This is a genomic window from Paenibacillus sp. 2RAB27 (assembly GCF_052115445.1).
Lineage (GTDB): Bacteria > Bacillota > Bacilli > Paenibacillales > NBRC-103111 > Paenibacillus_E.
In genome coordinates, this window is record NZ_JBFRGR010000034.1 from 1 (window position 1) to 11,748 (window position 11,748).

18 protein-coding genes are annotated in these 11,748 nt (G+C 42.0%); 2 read left to right on the top strand and 16 right to left on the bottom strand.

Annotated elements, in window-relative coordinates; all coding sequences use genetic code 11:
• Positions 1-284: 284 nt before the first annotated feature.
• Positions 285-515: a hypothetical protein gene (locus AB4114_RS29170; RefSeq protein ID WP_056618222.1), complete on the bottom strand. Its 231-nt coding sequence runs from the start codon at positions 513-515 to the stop codon at positions 285-287.
• A 150-nt stretch (positions 516-665) separates the two neighbouring features.
• Positions 666-1,277 carry a stage II sporulation protein M gene (locus AB4114_RS29175; RefSeq protein ID WP_441991586.1) on the bottom strand — a complete coding sequence of 204 codons (612 nt, stop codon included), beginning with the start codon at positions 1,275-1,277 and terminating at the stop codon, positions 666-668.
• 113 nt (positions 1,278-1,390) lie between these two features.
• Between AB4114_RS29175 and pdaB the strand changes: the two genes are divergently transcribed.
• A complete protein-coding gene (pdaB, locus tag AB4114_RS29180) occupies positions 1,391-2,173 on the top strand; it encodes a polysaccharide deacetylase family sporulation protein PdaB (RefSeq protein WP_171632744.1) in 783 nt (260 codons plus the stop codon).
• A 37-nt stretch (positions 2,174-2,210) separates the two neighbouring features.
• Here the strand turns inward: pdaB and AB4114_RS29185 are convergent, their stop codons facing one another.
• Positions 2,211-2,807 carry a KinB-signaling pathway activation protein gene (locus tag AB4114_RS29185; RefSeq protein WP_171632743.1) on the bottom strand — a complete coding sequence of 199 codons (597 nt, stop codon included), beginning with the start codon at positions 2,805-2,807 and terminating at the stop codon, positions 2,211-2,213.
• Positions 2,808-2,946: 139 nt separating this feature from the next.
• Between AB4114_RS29185 and gerD the strand changes: the two genes are divergently transcribed.
• Positions 2,947-3,720 (top strand): spore germination lipoprotein GerD, encoded by a 774-nt coding sequence (gerD, locus tag AB4114_RS29190; protein ID WP_441991587.1) that lies wholly within the window; start codon positions 2,947-2,949, stop codon positions 3,718-3,720.
• A gap of 52 nt (positions 3,721-3,772) precedes the next feature.
• On the opposite strand, the gene AB4114_RS29195 is transcribed toward gerD, so the two are convergent.
• From AB4114_RS29195 to AB4114_RS29255, 13 genes are all read right to left on the bottom strand, one after another.
• A complete protein-coding gene (locus tag AB4114_RS29195; RefSeq protein ID WP_441991588.1) occupies positions 3,773-4,861 on the bottom strand; it encodes a P-loop NTPase in 1,089 nt (362 codons plus the stop codon).
• A 54-nt stretch (positions 4,862-4,915) separates the two neighbouring features.
• The gene (gene cwlD, locus AB4114_RS29200; protein WP_441991589.1) at positions 4,916-5,677 is read right to left on the bottom strand and encodes an N-acetylmuramoyl-L-alanine amidase CwlD; all 762 of its coding nucleotides are present in this window, start codon (positions 5,675-5,677) and stop codon (positions 4,916-4,918) included.
• A gap of 231 nt (positions 5,678-5,908) precedes the next feature.
• Complete coding sequence (locus tag AB4114_RS29205; protein ID WP_056618250.1) at positions 5,909-6,601, bottom strand: phosphoadenylyl-sulfate reductase; 693 nt, start codon at positions 6,599-6,601, stop codon at positions 5,909-5,911.
• Positions 6,602-6,812: 211 nt separating this feature from the next.
• Entirely contained in the window at positions 6,813-7,205 is a 393-nt protein-coding gene (gene rpsI / locus AB4114_RS29210) for a 30S ribosomal protein S9 (protein WP_028557465.1), read from the bottom strand.
• An 18-nt stretch (positions 7,206-7,223) separates the two neighbouring features.
• Positions 7,224-7,661: a 50S ribosomal protein L13 gene (rplM, locus tag AB4114_RS29215; RefSeq protein ID WP_029196440.1), complete on the bottom strand. Its 438-nt coding sequence runs from the start codon at positions 7,659-7,661 to the stop codon at positions 7,224-7,226.
• A 174-nt stretch (positions 7,662-7,835) separates the two neighbouring features.
• Positions 7,836-8,597 (bottom strand): tRNA pseudouridine(38-40) synthase TruA, encoded by a 762-nt coding sequence (truA, locus tag AB4114_RS29220; RefSeq protein WP_441991590.1) that lies wholly within the window; start codon positions 8,595-8,597, stop codon positions 7,836-7,838.
• Positions 8,598-8,736: 139 nt separating this feature from the next.
• Positions 8,737-9,102: a 50S ribosomal protein L17 gene (rplQ, locus tag AB4114_RS29225; RefSeq protein WP_441991591.1), complete on the bottom strand. Its 366-nt coding sequence runs from the start codon at positions 9,100-9,102 to the stop codon at positions 8,737-8,739.
• Positions 9,103-9,126: 24 nt separating this feature from the next.
• Positions 9,127-10,071 carry a DNA-directed RNA polymerase subunit alpha gene (locus AB4114_RS29230; RefSeq protein WP_441991592.1) on the bottom strand — a complete coding sequence of 315 codons (945 nt, stop codon included), beginning with the start codon at positions 10,069-10,071 and terminating at the stop codon, positions 9,127-9,129.
• Between the two features lie 125 nt (positions 10,072-10,196).
• Entirely contained in the window at positions 10,197-10,592 is a 396-nt protein-coding gene (gene rpsK, locus AB4114_RS29235) for a 30S ribosomal protein S11 (protein WP_028557470.1), read from the bottom strand.
• A gap of 18 nt (positions 10,593-10,610) precedes the next feature.
• Positions 10,611-10,979 (bottom strand): 30S ribosomal protein S13, encoded by a 369-nt coding sequence (gene rpsM / locus AB4114_RS29240; protein WP_028557471.1) that lies wholly within the window; start codon positions 10,977-10,979, stop codon positions 10,611-10,613.
• 19 nt (positions 10,980-10,998) lie between these two features.
• Complete coding sequence (rpmJ, locus tag AB4114_RS29245) at positions 10,999-11,112, bottom strand: 50S ribosomal protein L36 (RefSeq protein ID WP_003333770.1); 114 nt, start codon at positions 11,110-11,112, stop codon at positions 10,999-11,001.
• A 103-nt stretch (positions 11,113-11,215) separates the two neighbouring features.
• Complete coding sequence (gene infA / locus AB4114_RS29250; protein WP_009676800.1) at positions 11,216-11,434, bottom strand: translation initiation factor IF-1; 219 nt, start codon at positions 11,432-11,434, stop codon at positions 11,216-11,218.
• 2 nt (positions 11,435-11,436) lie between these two features.
• On the bottom strand, positions 11,437-11,742 hold the full coding sequence (locus AB4114_RS29255; RefSeq protein ID WP_441991593.1) for a KOW motif-containing protein: 306 nt from the start codon (positions 11,740-11,742) through the stop codon (positions 11,437-11,439).
• Positions 11,743-11,748 lie beyond the last annotated feature (6 nt).

Here is an 11,748-nt window from a genome sequence, read left to right on the forward strand (position 1 = left end):
TTGCTCATTTGAAGCTAGCGAGATTTTGCAATCTCTTTTATAGTCGATTACTCGACTGTGCTTACTCACTCGTTGTTCAGTTTTCAAAGATCAATTTCTTTCACTTTACATCGCCATCCGTTTAGCGGCGACTTTTTAAATATATCACAGTCCCACCCAAGATTGCAAGTCTTTATTTTGAAAGTTTATTTGAACATCTTTTACAATTGGACTCACTCGCTTTGTTTCGAAGTGACGAGTTATAAAATAACACAGGTGGAGAGGGTAAGTCAAGCACTTACCCCCTATTTTTTCTGAGCTTGGTAATTACGGTTTCTTGCGTACTTTGATATTTCCTTTGGTGTCGCTAAGCGAGCATACATCCTGAAGATGACCTTGTATCTGGATTCTATAGCTCCCTTTATCTCTTGATCAATTCTCTTATCATTGAGATCGAATAGCATTTCATCTAATTCTTTACGAAGTACATAATCTAATTCTCTGCATTCTCTCTCATTGAACAAAAATCCGAGCATACATCCATCCAAACCCCTCTCGACTGTAGAGATTCATGGCACTAACATTTTGCTAGACGTGGAGAGTTGAGCCAATTATGCCCCTCTTCTTTTCCGCCTTATTGTTATGCTCAGATTTTGCCAATTTTATGACGAGATACTGAAAATATTTTACAAATGAACCAACCAGTAGGTAAGTGTGCTTTCAATTATAGCAGCAATCAAAAGGAGGACAACGATTCCCATACTTAGTGGTTTGGTCAACTGAAATACTCTAATCAATTCAATTCGAGCACTTCTTTTCTCAGCTGGCACAAGTAGCTGTGCACCCATTTTCCAAACCAACATCCCTATCTTCAATCCATATGCGCACGCGAGCAAAATAACAGGGATCTCAATGATACCATGCGGCAATATCCCTTTAAGAACGATCGATAATGTACTTTCATGTGTCTGCAAAGATAGTACATAACCTAGAATCATTCCATTAGCAATTAACATAAAGAGCGGTAATACACCTAGGAAAATCCCACAGAAAACGATAAGCACCGACTTAATCGCGTTATTTAAAAAGATAAAAATGAACAGCCACACCTGCGGGTTTTCTCTAGTACTTATTGATTTAATCATAGGCTGGAGTCCATCTAATTGCTTTTCCAAGAAATGCGTAAATTGCTCGGAATTAGCCCACCCCATATACAAACTAAATCCAAAAACGAGAACAACCACAATAAAGTAATGCTTCATTTCTTTAAAATGTCTAAACAATGCCGGAAAATTCATTTTGTAATTCCTCCAATTTCGGAAGCATAAGTGCCATGTGTACGAGCATACATTATTTACTAAAGGTTATACAAGCTATCTATGGCTTGACATAAAGGAGGTACAAGCTGTTTATGAACTACTTTTTTGTAATCAACGCACGCAAATTTAAACAATATTTATTTATTGCTCTTGCCATCATCTTCTCCGCGGCCATTGTATATTCCGAACAAAGTAATGTATCTGTCTTTATGAACTCCGAGCCTTCGGCTATCTACAGCGTGCAGACCGAAAAGAAGGTCATCGCCCTTACCTTTGATATTTCATGGGGGGATACTCGAGCTGAACCAATCTTGAAAATCCTAAAGGACAATGGTGTTAAGGATGCGACTTTCTTCTTATCTTCGCCCTGGAGTAAGAGCCATCCCGACATTGTCTCACATATCAAAAGTTATGGATTTGAGATTGGCAGTCACGGAAACAAATTTGACAACTACAGCGACCTTAGCGATGAGGAAATCCGAAATGAGATTTCTACTGCACATGGCATTTTAACAGAATTAATTGGCAAGGAGCCTAATCTCATTCGTCTACCAAACGGCGACTTTGACAAGCGTGTGTTACGCATTGCTGATGATCTTGGCTATTCCGTCATCCAATGGGATACAGACTCTCAAGATTGGCTGAATAAAGGCGTCGACACCCTTGTAAACCGTGTAGTGAGCAAGGCACATCCTGGTGATATCGTTCTTCTCCACGCGAGCGACTCCTCCCAACAAACACATGAGGCTTTGCCCGCTATCATTCAACAACTAAGAGAAAAGGGATATCAGTTCGTAAGTGTAAGTGAGCTCATTAAGCAAACCCAGGTGGAAACAACCCCTGTCGAGGATCAAGCCATGAAACAAATCCATTAGTATTTATGAAAAGATTTGAAAAAAAGAGCTAATCAAATTAGCTCTTTTTGTTATCTAATATTTTATGTAGGGTAAGAATTTGCCATGCATTACAGACGAACAATGGTGCCAACATAAATAGACTTGATGCTGAATTGTCCAATTTCAATGCTGGTACTGCCTCAAGTACAGTAACTGCCGTCATGAAAAATAAAGTAGGAATGAATGCATTCCGATTCGTCATTTTCACCTTCCAATAGCTTACTGCTAAAGAAATCACTAATACGCAAACAGGCAAGATGAAATATCCAAGCAGCGATTCAGAACTATTGAAATTCGTTTTCCTCAAGTAGACAAGGTCGAATAAAACAACAATAACAACAGCAAGCTGTAACAAGTCCCATACTGTTTTGGATCGTATAATACCAACAGCGATGAACCTAACGATTAAATATGCGAAGAAGCCCATTTGACTCAATACACTTATCGTAGCTCCACCGAGAATCATATTAATCAAATTAAATCCGACCGCCGATAAGCCCATTACAGAAAATTCTTTGTCTGAAAATTGAAGGATAAGTCCAACCCCAGTAGACACTACAATCCCTAATACTAATGTTGTCCAAAATAAGTGAAACCATTTACGCAAAGTCACTTTTAATTACCTCCACACATCAACTCTAATTGTTAATTGTACCAATCTTTGCGATAAAAAGCCAATAATGTTCCCTTATATTCTGACCCTAACCACACATACTAAGACCATTAAAGTTAAGGGAAGGGAGCATGTAGTTATGTTAAAGACAAGACTTAGAAAGCTTCAGGTCCTACCGGCTATATCATTGGCTTTTCTTCTCGCCTCTTGTGGTACAGATAACTCTTCTCAAGGCCAGTCACAAGCCAATACGTACAAAGAACAAAAGACAATGATCCTCGATATTCTGAAATCAGATGATGGTAAAAAAGCAATAAGTGCTGCAAATCGAAGTATCATGAATGGAGATGTAGGTGCTAACAGTGTTGCTGGCCAATCACAAATTAAACTACTATCCGCTAATGAGTCCCTTCAGCTTCAAATGGCTGTCAAGGATGTACTGACCGCTAAGGAAAATAATATGTTTTTGACCGATATGATGAAGGATCCTAAGTTCGCAGGTGACTTTGCCACAGCGATCCAAAAAGAAACCAAACAGATGTTCAAGGAATTGCTCAAGGACCCTACCTACCAAAAATCACTGATAGATGTTATGAAAAACCCAGATTATGAGAAGATGGTTCTTGATGTTATGAAAACAGCACCATACCGCCAACAAATGATGACTGTCATGGAGGAATCCATCCAAAGCCCTCTTTTCAGAGCGCAAATGGTTGAATTACTTAAGTCTGCTATCGTCCAGCAAAGCAAGCCTGATCAAATGCCATCCGCAAAGAGTACGGAAAAAAGTGATGATAAATCCAAAGAAGGAGATAAAAAGCAAGATAGCGGGGATGAAAAACAAAAGGATGATTCTTCGGGAGACTCCCAAAAACAAGGTGATGAGAAGAAAGATGGAGGTTCTAATTCTTAAACAAAAAAGGAAGAGTTGGCAGATTCCCTCTGCTTCCTCTTCCTTTTTTTCACTATTTATCTAGCTTCGAAATCAACCGATCCGCTATTTCCAAATAGATTTGCCCCGCTTTGGATTCCGCTTTATATACGGAAGGCGAGTAATCCTTTTCAGATATATGATTATCAGGCGCTCCTAACGGAATTTGCGCTAATAGCTCACTGTGAAGATCTTCAGCAAGTTTAGCACCTCCACCTTTACCAAAAATATGATCAATGCTGCCATCCTTACTTTCATAGTAAGACATGTTCTCAACGATACCCAAAATTTCATGGTTCGTTTGAATAGCCATTGCACCAGCCCTAGCAGCTACAAATGCTGCTGTAGCATGTGGCGTCGTAACAATGATCTCTTTACTTTGCGGTATGAGCTGATGCACATCTAGTGCGACATCGCCAGTACCCGGAGGAAGGTCTAGGAGGATGTACTCCACATCTCCCCAATTTACTTCGTTGAAGAAGTTGCGTAGCATTTTGCCTAACATCGGCCCACGCCATACAACAGGTGCATTGTCTTGGACAAAGAACCCCATCGATATCACTTTTACCCCAAATTTCTCAACGGGAATGATCACGTTTTCTACTAACTGCGGCTGTTCTTCAATCCCCATCATATCCGGAATACTAAATCCATAAATATCCGCATCAATGATCCCAACCTTTTTCCCTTTACGAGCCAGCGCGACTGCCAGATTAACTGTTACTGTTGATTTACCAACGCCACCTTTGCCACTCGCAACGGCGATAAACTCAACTGTAGAGGATTGTCCAAGAATCGGCTGCTGAATTGGAGGTTGTACAGGGGTCTTAGGAGTAGTATTCGACTGTTGTGAAGTTCCTTCCAAACGACTCCGCTCATGGTCCGTCATCAACCTAAACCGGATATGAACTTGGGATACTCCTATATTTGCTAAAGATTGTTGAATGAATGCTTTGGCTTGCTCCTTATATCCTTCATCCTCGGTTACTACGAGCAAGCTTAATGATACCGCATCTTCCTTCACCATTACATCACGAATCAAATTTAATTCCACTACACTTTTATTAAACTGGGGGTCTATTAGCTTATTCAACGCTTCTAGAATTTGATCTTTATGTACCATAGCCACATCACACCTTTATTGGGACATTGTATTCGCGGCTTTTATTATAACACATTATGAGGCAGAACCCACTTTTTCACCTGCATAATATCTCAAAATCCCTTGATATACCGAAGCTGCCAACATCTTCTGATAGTTCTCATCCGCTAATAACTTAGCCTCTTCTGGATTTGAAAGAAAACCTACCTCAACGAGTGCGCTTGGAATCTTTAAAGTTTTCAACAGATACACAGTCTTATCAGCCATCTTCGCCACACGATCTGTATTTTCTAGATTACGTCTAAGTTCGGACTGAATGAGTGCCGCTAGGTTGGGATTGTCAGGATTATTCAAATAATAGAACGTTTGTGCGCCTCTCCATTTATCAGATGGAATACTGTTCAAATGGATACTCAAAAACATATCGGCATTATTGTTCTGAATCAGGTCCGCCCGGTTGTGGAGATCCTGCGTCTTCCGTTTGCTATAGCCTTTGGTGCCCGATTCCGCTAGATCAGTATCCGTTTCTCTTGTTAAAACCACGATCGCACCGGCTTGTTGCAAGTAGTCGCGTAGCCACAAGGTTATAGCTAGATTGATATCTTTCTCAATGATACCATCCTTGCTCTCAGCCCCACCATCTGGTCCCCCATGACCGGCGTCTAGCGCTATTGTCTTCCCCGATAAAGGGAGCGTCCAATCCGACCAGGTCTTCGTTGTAGGGAGCTCGTACGCATAAATAAAGACAACCAAGGCAACCAGCATGGCCGAAAGCAATAGCTTCAGACTACTGTGAAAGGTCAGCCATACCACCAACCTCTTCTTCCTTTTACGCATAAAAAATCCACCTCTGTTCCCCTATAGACTCTGTAACATCTATATGGGACAGGGTGGACAAATATACCAGACTTCTACTCGATATTCATGGTCTCTTCAACTGTCAACCTTCCATCTACGTCCGCGTAATCGCGTCAAACGATGAAATTCGAACAACTATTAGTTCCTACGTGCATTGCATGTAGAATCGCTTCACGATGCCTTGTATACATATTCAGAGCCGAGATCAACTTACTTATGGAGACCGCATTCCGTTTTCTCAATACTTGCCCAACGTCCAGCGCGCGGATCTTCACCTTCAGCGACTTGCCGCGTGCAGTGTGTGCAACCGATACTAGGATAGTTACGATCATGAAGTGGGTTATATATCACATCATTGTCGCGAATATACTGCCATACGTCTTCTGAAGTCCAACCAGCGAGTGGGTTGAATTTGATAAGACCAAACTTCACGTCATATTCCACTTTTTTAGCATTTGCTCGAGTAGGTGCTTGATCGCGGCGAATACCTGTGATCCAAGCATCATAGTTTCTAAGGATATCTGTAAGTGGATCAACTTTACGTATGTTGCAGCATTGGTTCGCGTCGCTTTTCCAAAGCTCATCCCCGAATTTCTCCGCTTGCTCATCCAGTGTTAATTTAGGCAAGACTTGAACGAATTTCGTACCGTAGTGTTTTTCAAGACGATCTTTGGTTTCATAAGTCTCATCAAAGTGCACATTTGTATCTAAGTAGAAGATATCCACGTTCGGGTTAATCTTTTGCAGCATGTCGACCAACACCACATCTTCTGCGCCAAAACTACAAGCAAGCGTCAATCTTTGAAATGTATCTACAGCTAATTTCAATATGGCTTCAGGCGATTGATTTTCGAATTCTTCCGCAGCTTTCGTTACAAATGCTTCTTTTTCAAATAGATTCATCTTCCGATTCCTCCAATAGTCGACAATCCCGACTGATATTGTATGATTTATAATTTAATTATATCTGACTTCTGCAGAGTGTCAATTACTTTTTATCATTTTGGTATTAACTTATTCAATTGGGCTAAAGTTGGATCATGATGAACATAAAAAAGAACCTTTCCAGCCATAAGCCGAAAAGGTTCTTTTTGCGTGCCAAAGGCACAATATCTTAACGTTTGGAGAATTGAGGAGCACGACGTGCTGCTTTCAATCCGTATTTTTTACGCTCTTTCATACGGGAATCACGTGTTAGGAATCCAGCTTTTTTCAAGGATCCACGGTATTCCGGATCAGCTTTCAACAATGCACGGGAAATACCGTGACGAATTGCGCCAGCTTGTCCGCTGATTCCGCCGCCATTTGCAAGAACTAGAACATCGTATTGACCGATAGTTTCAGTTAGAGCAAGTGGTTGTTTAACGATTAGCTTCAATGTTTCTAGACCGAAATACTCATCTAGATCACGTTTATTGATGATGATGCGTCCTTCACCCGGTATTAAGCGAACACGCGCTACCGAATGTTTACGACGACCCGTTCCATAATATTGAACTTGTGCCACGAAACGTTCCTCCTTATATTAACCGCGAAGATTCCAGACTTCTGGTAGTTGTGCTTGGTGCGGATGCTCTGCTCCACCGTAGACTTTAAGCTTAGTTTTCAAGCTGTCGCCTAGACGGTTCTTAGGAAGCATACCATGAACTGCGAATTCGATCATACGATCAGGCTTGCTGTTAAGCAAGTCTTGAGCGGAAGTCACTTTCAAACCACCTTGGTACAAAGAGTGACGGTAGTACATTTTGTTTTGCATTTTTTTACCAGTAAGCTTAATTTGGGAAGCATTGATAACAACAACGAAATCACCAGTATCTACGTGTGGAGTGAACTCCGGTTTGTGCTTACCGCGGATAATGCTAGCAACTTCACTTGCAAGACGGCCAAGTGTTTGGCCTGCAGCGTCAACAATGTACCATTTACGCTCTACTTCATTTGGCTTAGCCATATATGTGGTGCGCATGCTTAATCCTCCTAAAAATATATCTGAAATACATAAGTTATAGTTGTCATTTATTCATAAGCGATGGATAGTTATGGTCATTTGTGATCAGGGGCTGTGGGGTAGCCGATCACGAAACGCCAAGTTATATTTTACACGATAACTTCTTAATAATCAAGTAGTGATGACAACTTTTTAATAGTCGACTTTCCACAAGGTTAATCCCATGGCTTCAGCTGTAGGACCCGCTTGAGAGCGATCTCTGGCCTCGAGAACACGTTGCATATCGCTAGATGGTCTCTTACCCTCACCGATCTGTATTAACGTCCCTACGATGATCCTCACCATGTTATAAAGAAAACCATTCCCCGTTATGATTAACCGGATACGTTCTACTTTACCTGTCGCCAACACATCATCTGATTCCGTCTCCATACGTACCTCATATAAGGTTCTCACTTTGATTTCCTTATCCGTTCTCACTGTGCAAAACGAAGTAAAATCATGCTCACCTAGCAAACAAGGGAGCGCCTCTCTCATGGCTTCCACATTTAAATGCGTGGGGTGATGATACTCGAAGTTGCGGTGAAAGACATCAGGGAAGCGCGCCGAACGAATCGTATAACAATAGGTTTTACGTTTCGCGGCTTTGCGAGAGTGAAAAGTAGGGAGAACTTCTTCTGCGGTATGTGCGACGATGTCCCTGGGTAGTCTAGCATTTAGAGCTAAACACCAACGTTCTACTGGAATCTTAGAACTCGTTATAAAATTAATAACTTGCGCTTTCGCATGAACCCCGGCATCGGTACGCCCTGATGATATGACTTTTACTGTCTCACCTGTCAGTAAGAACACTGCCTGCTCTAAACGATATTGCACCGTATCAGATCTAGGCTGTATCTGGAAGCCAGAATAAGATGTACCATCATAGCTTATGGTAAAACGTAGATTTCTCAAGGCTTGTTCCTCCATGAGTCATCCTTTCTACCTAGCCTGAGTTGCTTAAGCAGCTCATTACACTAGAATGCGTCCTAGACTGCAAAAAAAGGGCTTCACCAGAATCTAGTGATTCCGTCCACCCTTTCCCATCCGTCTTCTATGCGCGATCTACTAGCTCTAGGTAAACCATTGGTGCTGCGTCACCGCGGCGTGGTCCCAGTTTAAGGATACGCGTGTATCCACCTGGACGCTCGGAATAACGTGGTGCCAATTCAGCGAATAGTTTTTGAATCGCATCTTGATTTTCGTTAGCAGCTTCTCTACGAACAAAAGCAGCAACCTGACGGCGTGCGTGAAGATCTCCGCGTTTCGCAAGAGTAATTAACTTCTCAGCGATTGAACGAATTTCTTTAGCTTTTGCTTCTGTTGTTTGAATGCGCTCATGTATGAACAGATCCGTTACCAGATCACGAAATAATGCTTTACGATTACTGGAATCGCGGTTCAATTTTCTGTAGTTCATTGAGTTAACCTCCTTCTGACAAGATTATTCCTCGGTACGTAGACCTAGACCCAGCTCTTCGAGCTTCTCTTGAACTTCTTCAAGGGATTTGCGACCTAAGTTCCGAACTTTCATCATGTCTTCTTCTGTTTTGGTAATCAGCTCTTGTACGGTATTAATCCCTGCACGTTTGAGACAGTTGTAAGAGCGAACGGAAAGGTCTAGTTCTTCGATCGTCATCTCAAGAACTTTTTCTTTCTTATCTTCTTCTTTTTCAACCATGATCTCAGCGTCTTTTGCTTCATCCGTCAAACCAACGAACAAGAGCAAATGTTCAGTTAAGATTTTAGCGCCCAAGCTAACTGCTTCTTCTGGACGAATACTTCCATCGGTCCACACTTCGAGGGTCAACTTATCATAGTTAGTCACTTGGCCGACGCGAGTATTCTCAATAGCGTAGTTTACCCGAGTAATAGGCGTGTAGATCGAATCAATTGGGATTACACCAATTGGTTGCTCTTCATGCTTATTTTTGTCTGATTGGACGTAACCGCGCCCTCTGCCCGCATGAATCCTCATATGAAGACGTGCATCTGGTGACAAGGTAGCGATGTGTAAATCCKGGTTAAGGATTTCAACATCACTATCACCGCGGATATCAGCCGCTGTAATGTTACCTTCTCCTTCAGCATCAATTTCTAGCACTTTCTCCTCATCGGAGTGAATCTTCAACGATAAACCTTTGAGATTGAGGATAATTTCCGTAACATCCTCAAGCACGCCAGGAATCGTTGAAAATTCGTGCAAAACGCCATCGATTTGGACAGAGGTTACTGCTGCCCCCGGTAAGGAGGACAGTAAGATACGACGTAGTGAGTTTCCTAAGGTTGTACCGTAGCCACGCTCCAACGGTTCAATGATAAATCTACCATAAGCGCCATCTTCACTTAATGCTACAGTTTCTATTTTTGGCTTTTCAATTTCGATCATGAAATGTACCCTCCATTCAATACGTCGGTTCCCTCTGGATACTTCGTTGAAAATTTCATAGTATGCCTATCCTTCAAACCATTATTCACGATTTTGGAATAATTATACTACAAAGTGATCCTGAATTATACGCGACGACGTTTTGGAGGACGGCAGCCATTATGAGGAACCGGCGTCACGTCTTTAATCAGGTTTACTTCAAGACCTGCTGCTTGCAAAGAGCGGATTGCTGCTTCGCGGCCAGCGCCTGGACCTTTAACCATAACTTCAACAGTTTTCAAGCCGTGCTCCATTGCTGCTTTAGCCGCTTTTTCAGCTGCCATTTGTGCTGCGAAAGGAGTGCTTTTACGGGAACCTTTGAATCCAAGGTTTCCTGAACTTGCCCAAGAAATTGCGTTACCATGCGGATCCGTGATCGTTACGATCGTGTTGTTAAATGTTGAACGGATGTGTGCTACACCGCTCTCAATATTTTTCCGGTCACGACGTTTCGTACGGACGACTTTTTTAGGTTTTGCCATTAGCTCTAACCCCCTTTATTATTTCTTCTTATTAGCTACTGTACGACGAGGACCTTTACGTGTACGAGCATTTGTTTTAGTACGTTGACCACGAACAGGAAGACCACGGCGGTGACGAAGACCACGGTAGGATCCGATTTCGATTAGACGTTTGATGTTTAGGGAAATTTCACGGCGAAGATCGCCTTCTACTTTAAGGGTTTTGTCGATTACATCACGGATTTTGCTCACTTCATCTTCAGTCAAGTCACGAACGCGAGTACTCGCATCGATACCTGTGGAAGCAATGATTTTCTGAGCAGTTGTAGTGCCGATACCGAAAATGTAAGTCAACGCGATTACAACTCGTTTGTCACGAGGTAAGTCAACTCCAGCTAAACGTGCCATCTACAGAATGCACCTCCTTTTAACCTTGTTTTTGTTTGTGCTTAGGATTTTCGCAAATTACCATTACATTGCCTTTACGGCGAATGACTTTACATTTTTCACAAATCGGTTTTACTGACGGTCTTACTTTCATTTTAAGCCCTCCTTTTTATCGTAAGCAACCATGTTGCGTTTTCGTGAGAAAACTTGCTTCGTAAGCATACGCCTTGAGAGAGTATTACTTCTAAGCCGAACATTTATTTGAAACGGTAGGTTATACGGCCTCTCGTCAAATCATAAGGCGATAATTCTACGGTAACCTTATCTCCAGGCAAAATGCGAATAAAATGCATTCTGATCTTTCCTGAAACATGGGCTAGGATTTTATGACCATTTTCCAATTCAACTTTAAACATTGCATTCGGAAGAGGTTCAATCACTGTACCTTCTACTTCAATTACATCTTCTTTGGCCACAGTCATTCTCCTTTCTCTTGTGCTTCAACTTGCATAAGTTCAACGAATTTGGCGATTGCAAAGCGCAATTTCCCATTAGTCACACGACCTGTCTCCCTAATGCTTGACGCTACTTCACTGCTAATCGTTTCTTGTAAATGAAGATGATTCAGGTTCTTCTTCTTCGGTTGATCGAATTTACGATGATCGCCGTCGGCAAGCCAGACAAAACGATGATCTTCAATCCGAATCACGACCGCATATTCTCCGGGATCTCTACCGCGAAGCACCTTTACGATTTGACCCACTTGCGGAATCTTGCTATCCACTCAGTT

Excerpts from the sequence above, each read along its gene's own strand:
- rpsM (WP_028557471.1), bottom strand. The coding sequence starts at position 10,979 with ATGGCACGTTTAGCTGGAGTTGACTTACCTCGTGACAAACGAGTTGTA.
- rplQ (WP_441991591.1), bottom strand. The coding sequence starts at position 9,102 with ATGAACTACAGAAAATTGAACCGCGATTCCAGTAATCGTAAAGCATTA.
- rpsK (WP_028557470.1), bottom strand. The coding sequence starts at position 10,592 with ATGGCAAAACCTAAAAAAGTCGTCCGTACGAAACGTCGTGACCGGAAA.
- gerD (WP_441991587.1), top strand. The coding sequence starts at position 2,947 with ATGTTAAAGACAAGACTTAGAAAGCTTCAGGTCCTACCGGCTATATCA.
- AB4114_RS29195 (WP_441991588.1), bottom strand. The coding sequence starts at position 4,861 with ATGGTACATAAAGATCAAATTCTAGAAGCGTTGAATAAGCTAATAGAC.
- AB4114_RS29175 (WP_441991586.1), bottom strand. The coding sequence starts at position 1,277 with ATGAATTTTCCGGCATTGTTTAGACATTTTAAAGAAATGAAGCATTAC.
- cwlD (WP_441991589.1), bottom strand. The coding sequence starts at position 5,677 with ATGCGTAAAAGGAAGAAGAGGTTGGTGGTATGGCTGACCTTTCACAGT.
- AB4114_RS29170 (WP_056618222.1), bottom strand. The coding sequence starts at position 515 with ATGCTCGGATTTTTGTTCAATGAGAGAGAATGCAGAGAATTAGATTAT.
- pdaB (WP_171632744.1), top strand. The coding sequence starts at position 1,391 with ATGAACTACTTTTTTGTAATCAACGCACGCAAATTTAAACAATATTTA.
- AB4114_RS29205 (WP_056618250.1), bottom strand. The coding sequence starts at position 6,601 with ATGAATCTATTTGAAAAAGAAGCATTTGTAACGAAAGCTGCGGAAGAA.
- rpmJ (WP_003333770.1), bottom strand. The coding sequence starts at position 11,112 with ATGAAAGTAAGACCGTCAGTAAAACCGATTTGTGAAAAATGTAAAGTC.
- rplM (WP_029196440.1), bottom strand. The coding sequence starts at position 7,661 with ATGCGCACCACATATATGGCTAAGCCAAATGAAGTAGAGCGTAAATGG.